Annotated in this window: 17 protein-coding genes; 7 read left to right on the plus strand and 10 right to left on the minus strand. The window is 56.3% G+C overall.

All coding sequences use genetic code 11. The features are described 5' to 3' along the window. The first annotated feature begins 8 nt into the window (after window positions 1-8). Window positions 9-512, plus strand: a complete 504-nt coding sequence (gene tpx, locus DAQ1742_RS12160) for a thiol peroxidase (RefSeq protein WP_035341375.1) — start codon at window positions 9-11, stop codon at window positions 510-512. A gap of 193 nt (window positions 513-705) precedes the next feature. Here tpx and DAQ1742_RS12165 read toward each other — a convergent pair whose 3' ends face one another. Continuing rightward, window positions 706-3,036, minus strand: coding sequence for a penicillin acylase family protein (locus DAQ1742_RS12165; protein WP_067486703.1), 2,331 nt, complete (start codon window positions 3,034-3,036; stop codon window positions 706-708). Between the two features lie 136 nt (window positions 3,037-3,172). On the opposite strand from DAQ1742_RS12165, the gene DAQ1742_RS12170 reads away from it, so the two are divergent. Beyond that, window positions 3,173-3,730, plus strand: coding sequence for a GNAT family N-acetyltransferase (locus tag DAQ1742_RS12170; protein WP_035341369.1), 558 nt, complete (start codon window positions 3,173-3,175; stop codon window positions 3,728-3,730). 42 nt (window positions 3,731-3,772) lie between these two features. Here DAQ1742_RS12170 and DAQ1742_RS12175 read toward each other — a convergent pair whose 3' ends face one another. The 5 genes from DAQ1742_RS12175 to DAQ1742_RS12195 form a co-directional block, all read right to left on the minus strand. Next, window positions 3,773-4,330, minus strand: coding sequence for a GNAT family N-acetyltransferase (locus DAQ1742_RS12175; RefSeq protein WP_067486700.1), 558 nt, complete (start codon window positions 4,328-4,330; stop codon window positions 3,773-3,775). Further along, window positions 4,330-5,901, minus strand: coding sequence for a transcriptional regulator TyrR (tyrR, locus tag DAQ1742_RS12180; RefSeq protein WP_232046481.1), 1,572 nt, complete (start codon window positions 5,899-5,901; stop codon window positions 4,330-4,332). The genes DAQ1742_RS12175 and tyrR overlap by 1 nt, the downstream gene beginning before the upstream one ends. A gap of 115 nt (window positions 5,902-6,016) precedes the next feature. Beyond that, entirely contained in the window at window positions 6,017-7,576 is a 1,560-nt protein-coding gene (locus tag DAQ1742_RS12185) for a M20/M25/M40 family metallo-hydrolase (RefSeq protein WP_035345902.1), read from the minus strand. A gap of 280 nt (window positions 7,577-7,856) precedes the next feature. Continuing rightward, window positions 7,857-8,930: a TIGR01620 family protein gene (locus DAQ1742_RS12190; protein WP_035341364.1), complete on the minus strand. Its 1,074-nt coding sequence runs from the start codon at window positions 8,928-8,930 to the stop codon at window positions 7,857-7,859. Beyond that, the gene (locus DAQ1742_RS12195) at window positions 8,927-10,342 is read right to left on the minus strand and encodes a YcjX family GTP-binding protein (protein WP_035341360.1); all 1,416 of its coding nucleotides are present in this window, start codon (window positions 10,340-10,342) and stop codon (window positions 8,927-8,929) included. The genes DAQ1742_RS12190 and DAQ1742_RS12195 overlap by 4 nt, the downstream gene beginning before the upstream one ends. Here DAQ1742_RS12195 and DAQ1742_RS20725 point away from each other — a divergent pair. Continuing rightward, window positions 10,341-10,475 carry a hypothetical protein gene (locus tag DAQ1742_RS20725; protein ID WP_255342517.1) on the plus strand — a complete coding sequence of 45 codons (135 nt, stop codon included), beginning with the start codon at window positions 10,341-10,343 and terminating at the stop codon, window positions 10,473-10,475. The two genes, DAQ1742_RS12195 and DAQ1742_RS20725, sit on opposite strands and share 2 nt — an antisense overlap. Before the next feature lie 53 nt (window positions 10,476-10,528). Here the strand turns inward: DAQ1742_RS20725 and pspC are convergent, their stop codons facing one another. The 3 genes from pspC to pspA form a co-directional block, all read right to left on the minus strand. Next, window positions 10,529-10,891 (minus strand): envelope stress response membrane protein PspC, encoded by a 363-nt coding sequence (pspC, locus tag DAQ1742_RS12200; RefSeq protein ID WP_035341358.1) that lies wholly within the window; start codon window positions 10,889-10,891, stop codon window positions 10,529-10,531. Further along, window positions 10,891-11,121: an envelope stress response membrane protein PspB gene (gene pspB, locus DAQ1742_RS12205; protein WP_035341356.1), complete on the minus strand. Its 231-nt coding sequence runs from the start codon at window positions 11,119-11,121 to the stop codon at window positions 10,891-10,893. The genes pspC and pspB overlap by 1 nt, the downstream gene beginning before the upstream one ends. Window positions 11,122-11,182: 61 nt before the next feature. Beyond that, entirely contained in the window at window positions 11,183-11,848 is a 666-nt protein-coding gene (gene pspA, locus DAQ1742_RS12210) for a phage shock protein PspA (RefSeq protein ID WP_035341355.1), read from the minus strand. A 217-nt stretch (window positions 11,849-12,065) separates the two neighbouring features. Here pspA and pspF point away from each other — a divergent pair, with 217 nt between their 5' ends. Continuing rightward, entirely contained in the window at window positions 12,066-13,067 is a 1,002-nt protein-coding gene (gene pspF, locus DAQ1742_RS12215; RefSeq protein ID WP_035341353.1) for a phage shock protein operon transcriptional activator, read from the plus strand. Between the two features lie 22 nt (window positions 13,068-13,089). Here the strand turns inward: pspF and DAQ1742_RS12220 are convergent, their stop codons facing one another. Continuing rightward, the gene (locus DAQ1742_RS12220) at window positions 13,090-14,649 is read right to left on the minus strand and encodes a methyl-accepting chemotaxis protein (protein ID WP_035341351.1); all 1,560 of its coding nucleotides are present in this window, start codon (window positions 14,647-14,649) and stop codon (window positions 13,090-13,092) included. 358 nt (window positions 14,650-15,007) lie between these two features. Between DAQ1742_RS12220 and sapA the strand changes: the two genes are divergently transcribed. From sapA to sapC, 3 genes are read left to right on the plus strand one after another with little or no spacing between them, the layout of a single operon-like run. Continuing rightward, window positions 15,008-16,699, plus strand: a complete 1,692-nt coding sequence (sapA, locus tag DAQ1742_RS12225) for an ABC transporter substrate-binding protein SapA (protein ID WP_067487438.1) — start codon at window positions 15,008-15,010, stop codon at window positions 16,697-16,699. After that, window positions 16,696-17,661 carry a putrescine export ABC transporter permease SapB gene (gene sapB / locus DAQ1742_RS12230; protein ID WP_035341344.1) on the plus strand — a complete coding sequence of 322 codons (966 nt, stop codon included), beginning with the start codon at window positions 16,696-16,698 and terminating at the stop codon, window positions 17,659-17,661. The genes sapA and sapB overlap by 4 nt, the downstream gene beginning before the upstream one ends. Further along, on the plus strand, window positions 17,648-18,541 hold the full coding sequence (sapC, locus tag DAQ1742_RS12235) for a putrescine export ABC transporter permease SapC (RefSeq protein WP_035341342.1): 894 nt from the start codon (window positions 17,648-17,650) through the stop codon (window positions 18,539-18,541). Before sapB ends, sapC begins: the two co-directional genes overlap by 14 nt. The last annotated feature ends 2 nt before the right edge of the window (window positions 18,542-18,543 follow it).

Genomic DNA, 18,543 nt, shown 5'->3' on the forward strand with positions numbered 1-18,543 from the left:
ACGTAAGCATGTCAACGAATGTACACTTTCAGGGTAATCCGGTACCGGTTGCAGGAGCCTTCCCGGCCGCAGGCAGCAAAGCACCTGCCTTTTCACTGGTGGCCAAAGACTTGTCTGATGTGGCACTGAGCCACTATGCCGGCAAACGCAAAGTCCTGAACATTTTCCCAAGCATTGATACCGGCGTGTGCGCGGCGTCTGTGCGTAAATTTAACCAGTTAGCCTCCGAACTTGAGAACACCGTTGTCCTGTGCATCTCCGCTGACCTGCCGTTTGCTCAGGCGCGTTTTTGCGGTGCGGAAGGCCTGAACAACGTGGTGGTGCTTTCCACGCTGCGCGGTGCCTCATTCCAGCAAGATTACGGTGTGGCAATTGCTGATGGCGCACTGAAAGGCCTGACCGCCCGTGCCGTAGTGGTTTTGGATGAGAACGACAACGTCCTGCACAGCGAACTGGTTAACGAAATTACCAATGAGCCAAACTACGATGCCGCGCTGGCGGTACTGAAATAACCCCGGTAACACTGGCTGAGGTTATGGTTGGGTAAACCCACCGCGCGAAGATACGTCACCTACCCGCTGTCGTCGCAGGTTTTACTCAAACCAAAGGGTGTTATGCAAAAAGGAGAGGCACATTCAGTACCTCTCCTTTTTTATTGTTCATCTTACTCATCCGGTTGCTGCGTACGCGTCCAATGCGGCTAATTCAATGCCCGATGGGGCCTTCCGGCATCAGGGTTAACTGGCTCACCGCCTGCCCCGGCAAAAGTGGCCGCATCACCCCATTAACCCAGTCACTGTATTCTGCCAGCCAATACCCGCTTAACGGATTGCCGCTCTGCCCGCCGGGCATCGCCAGTGTGGCGTGAGCTTCATCACCCGGTGTGACCACCAGCCTGTCAGATGCGCCAAACGTCGGGCGGTTAACATGGGGCACATGATTATCACCGGATAATGGCACCGAAGGCGCTTGCAATAGGGCCCCCACCACGGGCAGCGATGCCGCCAGTGGGTGGGCAATATGGCTGCGATTCATATCGCCCCAGCGCAGGCGGCCATTATCATTGTGCTGCCAGAGGGTTTCCAGTTGCTGCCAGGCCAACTGGCACCAGCTTGTCGCCGGAGCAGGCACCCAGCGCTGGTCGATCATCAATTGATGTAACGTGCTGTCCCAGCGCGGGTTAGCGGCACGGTAGCTCGCTTGCACCTGGGTTTGGCCCAGCGCTTTATCAAGGGAACCAAACACCTGTTGATAAAGTGCTTCACGCCAGCGACTTAAAAGCAGGTATGCCGTGGAGTCTGCGCTGGCCTGCCCGTGCCATTGTTGTAATTGTGCAACGATAGCCTGATGACGGGCAGAACGTTGCACAGGCTCGGCGCTGTCGCACTCGAGCACATAGTCACGCCAGCTGGCGATGAGCAACGCACGGTCATCCAGCTGAATGCGGTGCATCTCTGAGACGCCCAGCGCCTGCGTTTGCGCCAGCGCCTGATGAATAGCACTGGCCCGTACACCGGGGTCGGCACCGCCATCGCCCAGATTGTCACCCTGTTCATCAAACAGTAATCGATTATTAGCCGCCACAATCACCCCTTGTGGCGGGTCGATAAGTTGCGGGTGCTGTTGTGCCGGTAATGCGGCCTCACGCCAGCGTGCCTGTGGGGAGAGTAACGGCAGGCTATTTTGCTCACCGGGCGTGAGCCGGTCTGGCAGTGTGCCTGCCAGCGTCCAGCCGATATGGCCCTGATTATCCGCCACCAGCAGATTCTGTGCCGGTATCCCCGCCTGCTGGCCAACGACCAGCGCCGCCTCGACTGAACGGGCGTGTGCCAGCGACATCAGCGACAAGTCAATGGCACCGGGCAACTGAATCACCCAATGCATCGCCATCGGCCCCAGTTCTGTCTCCACCACCGGCCCCCAGTCGCTGGTCTGTACCGTTAGCGGCACCGGGTCTGCATGGTTCACCTTCAGGATTTCCTGCACCTCACGGCGCTGCCCTTCCCCGGGTTTTAATGCCACCCAGTCAAAAGTATCGACATAACTATTGGTAAACCCCCATGCCAGAGTGCCGTTACTGCCACTGACTATTGCAGGTGCGCCCGGCAGCGTCAGTCCGGTGGCGACAACCGGGCCGGTGTCATCAGTGTAACGCAGTTGCGCGCGATACCACACGGTGGGTAAACGCAACCCCAGGTGCATATCATTGGCCAGTATTGCTTTACCTTGCTCGCTCACCAGCCAGCCATTACTGCCTTTAGCCTCTTGTGCCAGTGCCTCACCGGGAGCGTTGTCATCGACAGACTGCGCCTGACCAGACGCAGGCCACCAGCGCGGTGCCTGTAGCGGTGCTGGTGGCTCAGAGGGTGGCTGGCCGGCCAGCGGCGCATCCCAGACGCTGGCTGCCGGAAGCAAAAAATCGGACTGCTCCGGCGTGCTGTGCCGTGCTATCCAGCCGCGGGCATACTCACGCTCAGGCTGATTATCCTGAAGGTCAAAATACATCGCGCCAACGACCAGCAGGGTATCTTCCGGCTGCCAGAGCTGCGGCTCGGTTCGCAATAAAAGATACTCAAAAGGTCGCAGTTTCAGGCTTGTCAGCCCAGCATTAACCCCTTCGGCGTAACGACGTAATACGTGCTGTTGTATCTCAGGCAGTTGCTGCCAGCGCGCGGCAAGCTGTTTTCGCAGTAAAAATAACCGCCGTTTTTTATCAAGCGGCAGGGCAACGTCGCCAACTAATTGCGCTAATTCTCCCGCAGCGCTGCGCCGTAGCAAATCCATCTGGAAAAAGCGCTCCTGGGCATGTACAAAGCCGAGCGCAAACGCCACCGTGGTCACGTCCTGTGCCTGAATTACCGGCACCCCGGCGCTATCACGGCTGATAGTGACACGGTCGTGCAGGCCCGGCAGGTGCAGTTCACCTGACTGTTGCGGCAGGCTTAAGTACAGCGCCCCGGTCATCAGGGCCGCGAGCACCGCCACACTGACTGCCAGGCAGGCGGCAACGGCGATTAACCAGCGTTTCGCGCTCATCTCCCCTCCTCTTGAATATGTAGATTTTCTGTATTATCTGTATGCAATGCGCGCAATAATGGCCGCTGACTCAAAACGGTTGCGCTATCTTGTTTATCAGCCTGCGTTCCCGTTGTTGACTTTTTCAGGAGAAAACATGTTCCCATTACTGACACCCCGTTTATGTATACGCCCGTTTGTTGCCACTGATGCCATCACACTGCATGAAGCCATTCATGAATCCATCGACTCCGTAGGCCGCTGGTTGCCCTGGTGCGCCGCAGACTATGACCTGAATACCGCACAAGGGTGGATAACCCATTGCGACCAACAACGTCATGAGGGTCATTCCTTTGAATTGGTGATGGTTGATCGTACCGCCGGGCATTTTCTGGGCTCGGTTGCCATAAACGCTATAAACAGGGCCGAGCGTCTCGGAAATATCGGTTACTGGATACGCCAGTCAGCGCAGCAACAAGGGTTGATGACCGAAGCGGTGCGGGAAATCGCCTCGTTTGGTTTTGGTACGCTGGGGTTAACCCGGCTGGAAATTATCGCCGCTGAACAGAACTACGCCAGTCGCCGTGTGGCAGAGAAAGTGGGCGCACAGTTTGAAGGCTTGCTGCGTAACCGAATCATCATTCATGACCAGCCCGTGACGGCCGCACTCTACTCGCTGACGCCTGGCGATACACTCTCGCACCAAAGCCTGTAGTTGCCCGCAGACACCCGGCTAGAGCGCTATCACCCGGCCGGTCTATTTTGCTGCTGGCTTGCAGCCACGGCCCATTATCAATGTTGCGCAGTAGCGGCCATCCGCCAGTTTTTTATCGTTTTTTAGCCTTCCCTCAACCTCAAACCCCGCAGACTGGTAAACCTCGATGGCTTTCTGGTTGGTTTCCAGCACGCTCAGGGCGATTTTTTCAATGTGACTGGCCTGAGCCCAGTCTATCGATTGCGCCAGCAAAGCACGCCCAATCCCATAGCCCCAGAATGCCTGACGTACACACACGCCAAACTCCACTTTATGCGACAGTCGCCGCAGGTCGCTGCCCTGACAACGCGAAAACCCGACCAATTGGCCATCAACCTCAGCCACTAAAAACAAATTTCCCGGCGCGCGGCTGTCTGTCGCAATCAGCGATTCAAAATCAGCCACACTCATGAATGCCTCACCGGGCTCGCGGTCGAGATATTCCGTCTCGCCATCAATCGCCAGTCGCAGCGGCGAAAGCAATACCGCATCACGGTGCTGCGCCGAACGCACGGTATAGGTGATGCCCCGTCGATGATACTGTGTCTCACCGATAATCATTATGCTTCGTCTTCTTCGCTCACTTTGCGGCCGCTCAGGCCATATTCGCGCAACTTATTGGCAATGGCCGTATGAGAAACGCCCAGTCGCCTGGCTAACTTGCGGGTGCTCGGGTACGCCTGGTACAAACGGGTGAGCACCGAGCGCTCGAAACGTTTGCTGATGTCATCAAGCGAGCCTTCCAGCAACTCATCGCTGTGGGTAACGACTTCCGGCTGAAAGGCGGGTAAGTCGATGTCGTGAAGACGCAGTTCATCACCATCAAGCTGCGCCAGCGCACGATACACGGTGTTTTTCAACTGCCGCACGTTGCCAGGCCAGCCATACTGTGGCAACAGATTATGGACTTCCTGCGCAACACGCGGCCGGGCAATGCCTTGTTCATCAGCAAAACGGGCGATAAACAATTCCACCAGCGGCATAACATCGGCCGGGCACTCACGCAAAGGCGGTAACGACAGCGTCAATACGTTCAGACGGTAGTAGAGATCTTCACGAAACAGGCCACGCTGCACCAGATCCAGCAAATTTTTCTGGGTCGCGCAGATAACGCGCACATCGACATGCACCTCATGTTCTTCGCCTACACGCCGGAAGGTGCCATCATTGAGAAAGCGCAGCAATTTAGTTTGCATCTGCGGCGAACATTTCCCCCACTTCATCAAGCAATACCGACCCACCATTTGCCTGTTCGAAAAAGCCTTTTTTCCCTTCCAGCGCATTAGGATAAGCCCCGGCGCATGGCCATAGAGCTCACTTTCCATCACATCATCAGGCAGTGCGGCACAGTTCAGTGCCAGAAACGGTTTCTTACCGCGATGGCTGCGCAGATGGCAGGCGCGTGCCAGCATATCTTTACCGGTGCCCGTTTCGCCGACCAGCAGCAGTGGTGCATCCAGCATGGCAAGTTTACGAGCCTGCTCCACCACCTGACGCAAACGCGGGCTGGCCGCCACAATATGATCAAACTCGCGTTCATCATTAATCGGTGTGTCCTGTAACTGACGCCCCATCCGCACCGCGGATTTCAGCGTCACCAGCGCACCGGCAACGGTGGATTTGCCTTTATCATCATCCAGATGCACCGGCACCACTTCCAGCAGGAAGTCCTGATTACGAATCACCACCCGCGAGGTCTCCGCCAGCCCACCGGATTCCTGCCAGCGGGTAAAGTTATAACCGCTGAGTAACTGACTGATGGATAACGTTCGTGCTTTGTCTGCGGTTATCTCAAAGAGAGTCAGCGCGGCGGCGTTGATAAGTTCAATTTTGCCTTTCAGATCCAGCGACAATACCGGCTCTGGCATCGATTCCAGCAACGCATTCAGCGCCCGATGCTCGCGCTCAGAAGGCATAAAGGCCACGGTGCGCACATCGCTGACACCAGCGATACGCCGAATTTCCGTCATCAGTTCACTGAATTCATCAAAACCGAGGGTAGTGAAATTGAGGTAGATCCGGCCTGCCGGATCAATTTCGATACCGCGCAGATCGATCTGGCGCAATACCAGCAGGTCAAGCAGCTCACGGGTCAGACCAATCCGGTCTTCACAAAACACTTCCAGACGCATCAATACAACCTTCTTCACGGGCGCGGCAGGGACGAGAGCTGCATCATACCTTGTCACCGCCACGGGATGAAGTGGGGTGTCAGCAAATGTTGACACCCCAGCGCGTTTGCGCACGCTATTTGGCTTTTTCCTCCGCCGGGAAAGGCGTGGTCAGCATTGACACGATGGTACGAATCCCTTCCACATAGTTGCCAATACGCATATTTTCATCACTGCCGTAGGCATTGTTGTCGGCATTGACCAGCGAGACGACGGCGAACGCATTTTTCAGCGCCGCCAGTGCGCCGTTGATAGGGGGGGAAACACCGAGCATCCGATTTTTTTCTGGCTCCCCTTTGAGCGGTGCTTTCACACCATCAACCGCCCACTTTGCCAGCGGCGAAGCTAACTGGGTACGCACAGCAAAAGAGCTGCCGGATGAGGTCATCATACTCAGCGAGATCAGTTTCGGGTTGTGATTACGTTCCTGCAACGACGGTGAATCCGCCCGGACGATGTAAAAACCGTTGGCGATGACATATTTCTTTATCAAATCATACAGATAATCCGGCGAGGTTTCCGGTACGGTACGAATGTTAATGCTGGCCGTTGCCGTAGACGGAATGGCGTAGATGGCTTTGCGCCCGGTGTCACCGGCTCTCAGGCCAATCACATCCAGCGAAGGGTACTGCACGGCCTCAACCGGGTTAGCGGCCATTTTCTCCAGTTGCGTGACACCGTAACGGCTTTCGATGGTGCCCGGTTTTGGTGCCTGAGAGGCCAGTTGGGCCCGCTCCTCGTCAGACAATTTCACGCGATCGTAAAAACCCGGCAGCGTCACGCGGCCGTTGGTATCCTTCAGCCCTGCCAGCAATGAAGATAACTGCTGCACCGGATTGATAATCACATTACCAAACGCCCCGCTGTGTGCCGCCGGATCGGGACCGAATACGGTCATGTCCACCTGTATCGAACCGCGATAGCCGAACGTGATGACCGGTTTATTGTTGGTGTTCACGGCCCCGTTAAAAATCACTACCCCGTCGTTTTTTAATCGCGCGGCATTTTGATTAATCACCGCGGTTAAATGGGGCGAGCCGCGTTCCTCTTCGGAATCCAGCAGCACTTTTATGTTGACGGTGGTGGCGGTATTCGCGCTTTTCAGCGCATCCACCGCCGTTAAAAACAGCTGAATAACGCCCTTGCCATCCGATGCCGAACGGCCAAACACTCGCCATTCCGGGTCAAGCCCCGGTTGCAGCAATTTTTCATTGCCCTGCGGCATCCAGATACCGCGCGAATCTTTGATTTTCAGCGTCGGCTTCCACGGATCGCTGCTCCATTCTGACGCCGTCACCGACTGACCATCAAAATGCATCAAAAACAATACTGTCGGGCGGTTGGGCTGCATTGGGCCGAGTTCGGCATACAACATCGGGTGCGCACCGTTAGCCAGTTGCTGGGTGCTAAACCCCCGCTTCTGGAAGGCTTTGTCCAGAAAGTTGAGGTTACGCTGAATATCGGCAGCGATATCCGTATCATTACTGAGCGCCAGCGCATCAAAGTATTCAGGGAAACTGGCCTGGGCGAATCGTTGGGCATCGACAGGGGTCATCACCCATTGCGCCTGGGCAGAGCCGGACATCATCAGCGCACTGAGTACACCCGCTAACACAGAGATGTTGCCACGAAGCATCATAAGTATCCTTCCAGCAAGGGGAAAAAGGATGTTCCATCACCTGATTATCGGCAGTATCGCTCATCGACTAAAGCACTGATGCATTATGTCATCTGCCGCACTTATCCTTGATTGTAGAGAATCTGTGTAGAGATCATCATGTTTCGAGGCACAGGAATGCGGGCTATATCAAAACACCGTGTGTTATTCGGCAAAAACCTCTGCTGTTGCGCAAAAAATGGTGCGGGCAAATGTTCCGCTCGCCGCAATACAGCGCTGGGTTTCGCATAGTTCGCGCTCACTCACTGCCGGTTGCCGCGGGTTTTGCGCGGATAATGCCCAGTAATTCGTGGCGAAAATCGCCCAGCCTGGGCTTGTCGTCAATCCAGGGCAACGGGCGGCATAACTCCATGGCGCGAATGCCCAGTCGCGCCGTGAGCAATCCCACCCCCAGTCCTTGTGCTGCACGGGCTGACAAGCGTGCGGCCAAATCCTGCGACATCCAATCCATGCCGATTTCCCGCACCAGTTCACTGGCCCCGGCAAACGCGACATTCAGTAACACCAGCCGAAACAGGCGCAAACGGCTAAAATAGCCCAGCTCAATGCCATACAACCGCGCTATCCGGTTAACCAGTCGCAAGTTACGCCAGGCAATAAACGCCATATCTACCAGCGCTAACGGGCTGACGGCTATCATCAGTGCCGATTGCGCCGCCGAGCGGCTTATCTCTTGTCTGGCTCGGGCATCTAACACCGGCTGCACCCATTGGGCATAGAGCATCGTCACCTCGCGGTCATTATGGGTTTCATGCAGCGCCGCCTGCCAGCGCAATAGTGCCGGATGCCCGGCAACAAGCCCGGCCTGCTGCGCCAGTTGCTCGCAAAACGCGCGCGCCTTGCCATGACCGTGGCTCTCAAGCAGCTCGCACGCCCGATCGCGGGTTTGTGCGCGCTGACGCAACTGGTATAAGCGTCGCCATTCAATCAACAGCGCCCCGACACCCGCTGCAACCATCAGCGATGCAGCGGCAACGCCCCCCAGCGCTATCCAGTCCTGCTGTTGCCAGGCCAGATACAGGGCGCGCGCGCCCTGAGCACACACACTCAGCGCCAATAACGCAAGACCGAGACCGAACATGCGTCGCCAAAGACTGCGACGCGGACGCAGCGCCTGCGTCACTATCTGACTGGCTTCATCGTCTTCGCTAAGCTTGCTATCTGGCTCGCTGGCCTGCACCGTAAAGTGCGCAGCATCATGCTCATCAAACGTTAACGTCGGATGTAAACCGGCAGCCGAGGGGGCAATCGGGGTGTCATCAAACGTCATGCGCGGCTTCAAGGGGTGGTTCGTCTCCTGTGTTTCACTCATCGCAATTTGTCTCCCAGCAAAAACTCCATCACCGCATCCAGACGAATATGCGGTAAAGGGGTATCCACCTGCATCGCCTGCGGGCGGAACGGTTCAAAATGAAACCCCTGCTCATGCCAGAATGACGCCTGCGGCAAGCGCGCTGGCACATCACCGGGGTAGAGGGTTATCGGCTCGCCATCTGACAAGCGTCGGCCTCGCAACGCCGCCTGCGGTTGCCCCTGATGCGACACCATGCCGTTTTGCGTCGCCTGTACGGCGGCTATCCCCGCACAATTGATGTCGATGCCGTCAAATGCCACGTTGCGCCACGCTTCCTGCACCAGTTGCTGTAGCAGTGAAACCAGATTGCCATGCTGATCGGCGGTAACATGGTCGGATTGAGTGGCAGCAAACATTAGCCTGTCGATACACGGTGAGAACATACGCCGTAACAAGGTGCGTTTGCCGTAGTGAAAGCTTTGCATCAGTTGTGTCAGCGCCTGGCGCATATCATTGAAGGCATGCACCCCACGATTGAGCGGTTGCATGCAATCGACCAGCACTATCTGGCGGTCAAAACGCACAAAATGCTGGCGGTAAAACTCCCGGACAATCTGCTGGCCGTAATAATCAAACCGGCGACGCAGCATACCAAACAGCGTGTTATCCGCCGCCTGCGCCAGTAGCGTATCAAGCCTGTCATCCGGCCACGGCCAGGGAAAGAACTGCAAGACTGGCGCACCGGCGAGTTCCCCCGGCAGCACAAACCGCCCCGGCTGAATAAAATGCAATCCCTCTTGCTTACAGCGCAACAGATACCCGGTATAGGCTTGCGATATTGCAGCCAGTTGGTTTTCATCGGCCGCCGCCAGCGGGTCAAGCCCCTCGCACAGCGTTAGCCAGGGCTGCGCCAGCGTTAAGCGCTCACCGTGCAATAACCCGGACATTTGCCGCGACCAATCGGCATAGTTTTGCTCCAGCAGCGGTAAATCCAGTAACCATTCGCCGGGATAATCGACAATATCCAGATATAACGTCGCCGTGTCACGAAAATGGCGCAGCAGGCTGTCACGCGAGCGATAGCGTAGTGCCAGACGAATTTCACTGACACCCCGGGTCGGCGTCGGCCAGGCCGGCGGGTCACCGTAAAGTGCAGTCATCCCTTCATCATAGGCAAAACGGGGAATGGCCAAATCCTGCTGTGGCACCCGACGCACCCCCAGCAGGCGGTTTTCACGCACCACCGAAAACAACGGTAAACGCGCCCCATGATTGGCATTCAGTAACTGATTGACCAGCGAGGTGATGAATGCCGTTTTTCCGCTGCGGCTCAGGCCGGTCACGGCCAGCCGCAAGTGGCGATCTGCACTGCGATTAACCAGCGCATTCAGTTCATGCTGTAAGCGATGAAAAGGAAGGGAATAGGCCATGACACTCCTGTTTTCACCGGGCACACCGGGCAACAGCGCGGCTGACTACCGCCCGGCCCTGTCTCTGCCCGGCAAGGCACGGTATGGATACGCTCAGATGACGATACGCCCTGGCGGCCAGCCAGCGCGCTAAAGCAGCGGGATTTGTGCAGACACAAACCCCGTGCATCAATCTCTCTTTCGGTACTACAACTGTCGAAATTTACTGCGCACGCCAAAGGCATCAGAGGTGATATAGCGCTCAATATCACGCAGGCGCTGTTCGCTGGCTTTAAGTATCACATCAGCTTCATCCAGCAGTGCAGCGGGGGCGGCCCCGGCTGTCGCGGCGCTTCCCTGCGGCTGTGGTGGCGCGGGGTCGAGCACAAAGCTCAGCACAATATAGGCAATTGCAGTAATTAAAAATAAGCCAAAGAAAATCGATAACACGGCAATCAGGCGTACCAGTTTGACTGGTACGTCAAAATAACGCGCCAGCCCGGCGCACACCCCTTTGATCATGCCCTCTTCCGGCAGGCGATAGAGGGTTTTCTCATCATGTGCACTCATCAGGATTGCCTCCAGTTAGGATGCTCCGCATCCAGAATCTGCTCCAGCGTATCAATACGCGCACGCATGCGCTGTGCTTCTTCAGTTAATGCCTCAAGCCGCTGCCGCTCCGCCTGATCCCACTGCGACGAACGGTTACGATGCTGGCTGTAGTGCAGCCATAACCATAACGGTGCCACGAATAGCAGAAAAATTGTCAGCGGAATCATTGTTATTACCAGAGCACCCATTTTTTCTCCTTCATTATTATGGTGATGCAGCAGGGGCCGTCATCACGACAGCCCGTGGCGATTACTCAACCGGTTTGACTTTCGCCTTCAAGGCCGCCAGTTGGGCATCAATCTCATCGCGGGCTTTCAGTTCAGCAAACTGCTGATCCAGCGATTTCTGTTTACCCAAGCCAACGCTTTCCGCTTCGGCTTCCAGCGAATCAATGCGGCGTTCAAACTGTTCAAAGCGGGACATGGCTTCATCAAGTTTACCGCTATCCAACTGGCGGCGGATATCGCGCGATGAACTGGCAGCCTGATGGCGCAAGGTTAACGCCTGCTGGCGAGCGCGGGTTTCCGTCAGCTTATTTTCCAGCTCGCCAATTTCTCGCTTCATTCGGTCAAGCGTTTCTTCCACTGCGGCGGCTTCCTGCTCCAGTACCGCAATCAGCTCGGTCAGTTTCTGTTTTTCCACCAGCGCCGCGCGTGCCAGATCTTCGCGCTCGCGGCGTAACGCCAGCTCGGCTTTTTCCTGCCACTCCTCCTGCTGGGCACGCGCTTGATCAATACGGCGCGACAGCTGTTTCTTTTCAGCCAGCGCCCGTGCCGATGTCGAGCGCACATCAACCAGTGTGTCTTCCATTTCCTGAATCATCAGCCGTACCAGTTTTTGCGGATCTTCGGCCTTATCCAGCAAAGCGGTAATATTGGCGTTCACGATGTCGGCAAAACGGGAAAAAATACCCATACTCTACTCCTCAGTCATTTCCGGCGTCAGCGACGCCCGATGCGTTCTCCATCAGCGGTAGTCTGATGACACAGAGACATAATCAAATTCCATGCCAACATTTAAATAAAGACTAAGTGAATGATAAATAACACAATAAAACCAGAGATGTACAATGTCCAAAGCCTTTGCTATGGTCAAATTTACCAATAAATGGTGAAAAATACAGGGCTATATCATGGCGCATGAGCAAGAATCGCTTCTGGGGGAAGCCAACCGCTTTCTGGAAGTGCTTGAGCAGGTTTCGCAACTGGCGCAACTCAATAAACCAGTGCTGGTCATTGGGGAGCGCGGCACCGGTAAAGAGTTGATTGCCAGCCGGTTACACTACTTATCCCCACGCTGGCAGGGGCCGTTTATTTCGCTTAACTGCGCCGCACTCAATGAAAATCTGCTGGATTCGGAATTGTTCGGCCATGAAGCCGGGGCTTTTACCGGGGCACAAAAACGCCATCTGGGCCGCTTTGAACGCGCTGATGGCGGCACGCTGTTTTTAGATGAGCTGGCAACCGCACCAATGCTGGTGCAGGAAAAACTGCTGCGCGTGATTGAATACGGTGTGCTGGAGCGGGTTGGCGGCGGGCAATCCCTTCAGGTGGATGTTCGGCTGGTGTGCGCAACCAATGAAGATTTACCTGCGCTGGCAGCGCAAGGCCGCTTTCGTGCTGACCTGCTAGACCGGCTGGCGTTTGATGTGGTGAACCTGCCACCGCTACGGGCACGCCAGCAAGATATCATGTTGCTGGCACACCACTTTGCGGTGCAAATGTGCCGGGAACTTGGCCTGGCGCTGTTTCCCGGTTTCAGCCCGCAGGCAGAGCAGGTACTACGGGATTACGCCTGGCCGGGAAATATTCGCGAGCTGAAAAACGTGGTGGAGCGATCCGTCTACCGTCACGGTGATAACCCGCAGCCGGTAGACCGCATCATCATCAATCCGTTCAAACCACTGGCAGAGGCAACGCCTGCGATCAACGCGCCAGAGCATCACGATAACTTGCCGGTATTGCCGTTTAACCTGCGCGACTGGCAGCATCAGCAAGAGCGGGAGTGGGTGCAGCGCGCACTGGCGCTGGCGCGCTTTAATCAGCGCAAGGCCGCAGAATCATTGCATGTGACCTACCACCAGTTTCGCGGGCTGCTCAAAAAACACGATCTGGCGCGTGATGAGCCGCACTAACGGCTCATCATGCTGCCATGGGTTAGCCAGCCGCCGCAGGCAAGTAAGTAGCCGCGGCATCGTCAATCTGAAAGCGATTTACCGTGTGCGACAGTTCACCGGATTGCTGATTGAGCGAGCGCGCGGCAGCCAGCGCCTGCATCACCAGCGCAGCATTTTGTTCCGTGCTCTGCTCCATTTGTGATACGGCCTGATTAACTTGTGCAATCCCGCTGCCCTGCTCACTGCTGGCGGTACTGATTTCGACCATCATGCTGGTGACACGCTGTACGCTGCTGACAATCTCTTCCATGGTTTCTCCGGCCCGTTTCACCAGGTCGGTGCCCTCATCGACACGCGATACCGAGTCATCAATCAGGTTTTTGATTTCCCGCGCGGCGGAAGCCGAGCGCTGGGCCAGCGTGCGCACCTCTCCTGCCACCACCGCAAAGCCGCGCCCCTGCTCACCGGCACGGGCGGCCTCGACGGCGGCATTGAGCGCCAGAATATTCGTTTGAAACGCAATACCATCAATCACGCTGATGATATCGACGATTTTACGTGAGGAGGCATCAATTGAGGCCATCGTATCTACAACCTGACGCACCACCGCGCCACCGCGCACGGCGACATCGGAAGCCGTTCGCGCCATCTGGTTCGCCTGATGGGCGTTATCGGCGTTTTGTTGCACCGTCGCCGTTAACTGCTCCATTGCCGCCGCCGTTTGCGCCAGCGCGCTGGCCTGCGAATCGGTGCGGGCTGAAAGGTCTTCGTTACCGGAAGCGATTTGCGCCGAAGCGCTGGTTATGGCATGGGTGCTGCCACGAACCTGGCCGACCAGTTCCGACAGGTTATCGCGCATCTGCCGAATGGCATGCAAAATGCTGCTTTGATCGCCCGGGCGCAGCATCACGTTCACCGTTAAATTGCCATCGGCTATCTGTTGTACTACATCCACCGCATACTGAGGCTCACCGCCCAACTGGCGCAGCAAGGTGCGCATCATCTGCCAGACCAGCAGCGAAATGACCAACAACAAGACCGCCCCGAGGGAAAGCAGCAACAAAGCGCTGCGCCAGAATGCGCTCTGGATATCATCAATGTAATCGCCATAGCCGATTATCCAGTTCCAGGGTTCAAACTTCACTACCGCATAGAGTTTTTCCACCTCCTGTGTTGCACCGGGCCGCGTGCCTTTGGCTGTCACCGTCCCAATACGCACATCCTGTAACGCCGCCCGGTAGCGTACCCCCGCCTCACGGCCACCGTTGGCATCGACTATCCCGACGCGCTTGGGGTTGGGATGGACGTAATTTACATCGTTGTCATAGCCACGCACGAAGAAGTAACGATCGTTTTGATGAAAACTGCCGATCGCCCGTTTGGCTTCGGCCTGTGCTTGCTCTGATGGCATCTGCCCGGCTTTTTCTAAATCGTAGAATTGCTGCGCCGCGGCCTGTGCCAGCTCGACCAGCGTCGATAATTGCTGGGTGCGTTCTTTCATCATCGACTGATACAGCGTATTGAGCGCCACCGCCGACAACACAATCAGCCCCAGAAGCGTAGTACCGCATAATAATGCGATGCGTGTTTTCAATGACATGCCATCACTCCATGAGAAAACGTAAGAAAAATCTTACTCAGTAGCCAAATCTTACATTCAATAACACAAAAACGATCACTATCGAAAATAAAAGAACTTAAAAAGGCCTGATTTTTTCAAAAAACGCATCTGAGGTTGCCATCTGCACGCTAAAAAAGACATACCGCGTTACCAAATGTAAACACCACCAACACCTCAGCCCGGCCAGTATGGGAGCGATGACGGCAGATTGGGGCGCGGCCGGGCTGCCTTGCTGGTGTCAAAGCGAGCAAAAAAACAGCAGACACACGTAAGCAATTGGGCGGAATGGCAGAGTGCGGTACACTCTGTGTATCGCACTCTGCCTGAAAAAAACCGTATGTTCGGAAAATATACACTCGCACTGGCGCTGGCCGGGCTGTCATTACCGGCGCTGGCGCTCACACCGCCTGCTACCTTCACGCCTGAGCAAGCCATTCGCCACAGCGGTTTTGTTTATTGTGTGAATGATGTGTTCAGCACCTTCAATCCCCAGATGGCACGCAGCGGGTTGATGGTAGACACCCTGGCGGCTCAGCTTTATGACCGGCTTTTGGGGGTTGACCCTTACACTTACCGGCTGATGCCGGAACTGGCGCAGCACTGGGAAGTGACCGACAACGGTGCGACCTACCGCTTTACCTTGCGCCGTGATGTCCCGTTTCAGCAAACGGCCTGGTTTACCCCTACCCGAATGCTGAATGCCGACGATGTGCTGTTTAGCTTCCAACGCATGCTGGATAAACAGCATCCGTTTCATGATGTCAACGGTGGCGAGTATCCCTATTTTGACAGCCTGCAACTGGCGGATAACGTGCAGAGTCTGCGCAAGCTTGGCGACTACAGCATCGAAATTCGGCTCAACAGCCCGGACGCCTCATTTTTGTGGCATCTGGCCACCCACTATGCACCGGTGCTCTCAGCGGAATATGCCCGGCAATTAACCCGCCAGGACCGGCGTGAATTGCTTGACCGCCAGCCGGTGGGAACCGGCCCGTACCGGCTCGATGAGTACCGCTATGGTCAGTATGTGCGGCTTAAACGCCACGATGCGTACTGGCGTGGCCAGCCGCGCATGGAACAGGTGGTGGTTGATCTCGGCACTGGCGGCACCGGGCGTTTGTCGAAATTATTGACCGGCGAGTGTGATGTGCTGGCCTATCCAGCCGCCAGTCAGTTGACGATTTTACGTAATGACCCACGCCTGCGGCTTTCCCTGCGACCCGGTATGAACGTGGCCTATCTGGCATTTAACGTGCGCAAACCACCGCTGAATGATTCGCGCCTGCGCCATGCCATCGCACTGGCGATTAACAATGACAGGCTGATGCAATCCATTTATTACGGCACCGCAGAAACGGCCGCGTCGATTTTACCTCGCGCCTCCTGGGCTTACGATAACGAAGCGCAAGTGACCGAATACAACCCGGATAAGTCACGCCGGTTGCTCAAAGAAATGGGCATCACCCATTTAACGCTGCAACTGTGGGTGCCCAGCGCGTCGCAAGCGTATAACCCAAGCCCGGTGAAAACCGCCGAACTGATTCAGGCTGACCTGGCACAGGTCGGCATCAAGGTGACCATTGTGCCGGTAGAGGGGCGTTTTCAGGAAGCGCGCCTGATGGAAATGAATCACGATTTGACGCTGGCAGGCTGGGCCACCGACAGTAATGACCCGGACAGCGTGTTCCGGCCACTGCTGAGTTGTGCCGCGATTCGTTCACAAACCAACTACGCCCACTGGTGTGACCCGACGTTCGATCAAGTGCTACAAGATGCGCTCTCTTCCCAGCAACTTGCGCGCCGCATGGAATATTACCGGGTCGCCCACCATATTCTGGCCGAACAGCTACCGGTGCTGCCGCTGGCCTCATCACTGCGGATGCAAGCCTATCGTTATGACATGAAAGGACTGGTGTTAAGCCCGTTTGGCAATGCCTCGTTTGCCGGCGTGTATCGTGATGATGGTAGCAAGGAGCCACCGAAAACATCAGACCCTGCCACCACGCCAAATCAGGGAGAACAGCCGTGATTATTTTTACGTTACGCCGCCTGTTATTACTGTTGGTGACACTGTTTTTACTCTCGTTGATAGGGTTTAGCCTGCTCTATTACACGCCCCATGCACCGCTCAACGGTGCCGCCTTGCAGGATGCCTATCGCTTCTATTTTGTCAGCCTGTTGCAGGGCGACTTTGGTGTTTCCAGCATTAATGGCCAGCCAATTAGCGAGCAGTTGCGTGAAGTGCTGCCTGCTACCGTCGAACTCTGTTTGCTGGCGTTTTCGCTTTCACTGATGGTGGGCATCCCGCTTGGCATTACGACCGGCGTCATGCAACACAAGGCCGCAGACCGGGTGATCAGCGCGCTGGCGCTGCTGGGCTTCTCTTTACCGGTTTTCTGGCTGGCGCTGCTGATGACGCTGTTTTTCTCACTGCATTTGGGCTGGTTGCCGGTATCCGGCCGCTTTGATCTGCTCTACCCCGTCACGCCGGTGACCGGTTTTGCGCTGATCGATGCCTGGCTGTCAGATTCTCCTTACCGGGAACAAATGATCATCAGCGCCCTGCATCATTTAATTTTGCCGGTGCTGGTGCTCTCGGTTGCCCCCACCACGGAAGTGATTCGTTTGATGCGTATCAGCACCACAGAGGTGGGCAGCCGCAACTACATCAAAGCCGCCGTCATTCGTGGCCTGCCACGCGCAACCGTCATCCGCCGTCACGTACTGCATAACGCGCTGCCGCCTATCATCCCCCAGCTTGGGTTACAGTTTTCGACCATGCTGACGCTTGAGATGATAACCGAAGTGGTCTTTAACTGGCCGGGCATCGGGCGCTGGCTGGTCAACGCGCTGCGTCAGCAGGATTTTGCCGCCATTTCCGCCGGTGTCATGGTGGTAGGCGCGGTGGTGATCACCATTAACGTTTTGTCGGATATTTGGGGTGCCATGACCAACCCGCTTAAACATAAGGAGTGGTATGCACTCCGATAATCTCTACAGCGAAAAAGCCGTTCCCAGCCGCTGGCGCGATACCTGGCAAGTGTTCTATCAGGATCGCATGGCGATGGTAGGGTTTTATGGTTTTCTGATGCTGCTGGCGCTATGCCTGCTTGGTGGTACGCTGGCACCGTATGCCGTCGATCAACAGTTTCTTGGCTACCAGTTGTTGCCACCGTCATGGTCACGTTACGGCGAAGTGTCGTTTTTTCTCGGCACGGACGATTTGGGTCGTGACCTGCTCAGTCGGTTGCTGTACGGCACCGCCCCCACGTTTGGCTCGGCGCTGGTGGTCACACTGGGAGCGGCGCTGGTGGGCATCCTGCTCGGTTTGCTGGCCGGGGTGACGCATGGCCTGCGTTCCGCGGTACTCAACCACATTCTCGACCCGCTATTGTCGATTCCGTCGTTACTGCTGGCGATGGTGGTGATTGCCTTTATCGGCCCCAGCCTGTTACACGCGATGCTGGCCGTCTGGATGGCGCTGCTGCCGCGCATGGTGCGCACGCTCTACAGCGCAGTGCATGATGAGCTGGAAAAAGAGTATGTCACCGCCGCCCGGCTGGATGGCGCTTCCACACGTTACATTATCTGGTATGCGGTGATGCCGAACATCCTGCCGTTGCTGGTCGGTGAAGTGACCCGCGCATTGTCGATAGCTATTCTGGATATTGCCGCGCTCGGTTTCCTTAATCTGGGGGCTCAGTTACCCACGACAGAATGGGGCGGGCTGATGGGCAACGCGCTGGAGCTGGTGTACGCCGCCCCCTGGACGGTGATGTTACCGGGGGCGGCCATCACCGTGAGCGTCCTTATCGTTAATTTGCTGGGGGATGGCCTGCGCCGTGCCCTGCTCGCTCAAACCGAATCGTGACG

It is taken from the genome of Dickeya aquatica (assembly GCF_900095885.1).
GTDB lineage: Bacteria > Pseudomonadota > Gammaproteobacteria > Enterobacterales > Enterobacteriaceae > Dickeya > Dickeya aquatica.